Source organism: Paraburkholderia sp. EG304, from assembly GCF_046543485.1.
Lineage (GTDB): Bacteria > Pseudomonadota > Gammaproteobacteria > Burkholderiales > Burkholderiaceae > Paraburkholderia > Paraburkholderia youngii.
The window spans coordinates 1-553 of the sequence record NZ_JBKGUA010000298.1 but is presented as its reverse complement, the minus strand read 5'-3'; the positions used below and the strand labels follow the sequence as shown (position 1 = coordinate 553).

1 pseudogene is annotated in these 553 nt (G+C 63.7%); it reads right to left on the bottom strand.

Annotated features, from left to right (window positions below):
* Positions 1 to 553, bottom strand: a pseudogene (locus tag ACLFKU_RS43960) (hemagglutinin); the annotation flags it as partial.

The window sequence follows — 553 nt, the reverse complement described above, 5'->3', positions numbered from 1 at the left end:
TCCTTGCTCGTCGACGACAGGTCACCTGCGGCCACGTTCTTGATCTTCGTGCCATTGCTGGCACCACCCAGCGTGACCGTGCCCTTCGCGGCATCGTCGTAATGCACCGCCAGCGCATCCGTCCCGCCGCCGGCGCCATTTTGGCTGATCTGCTCAATTGCCTGGTTGGTCGCATACAGTTGAGAACCATTGACCGCATCGGTGCTCGTCGCGCTCAGGCGACCCGCGGCCACGTTCGTGATCGTGCGCTCGTTACCCACGCTGCCCACGCTCACCGTGCCAATCGGATTCGAACCGGCAAAGAAGTAGTTCGTGCCGCGGATGGACGTGCCGCTCGGACTCACCGCAGCCGAGGTCGTCGAGTCTGCGCCCAGCGCTACCGAATTCGCATGCGTTGCAGCGGCGCGCGCACCCAGCGCCAGTGAGAACTCACCTGTCGCGCCTGCCGTATCACCAAGCGCCACGGCGGCGGCGCCTGTCGCATTCGTGTTAAAACCAATCGCCGTGGACTTGGATCCAAGCGCTTTAGCCACATTACCAAGCGCCGTGGCAC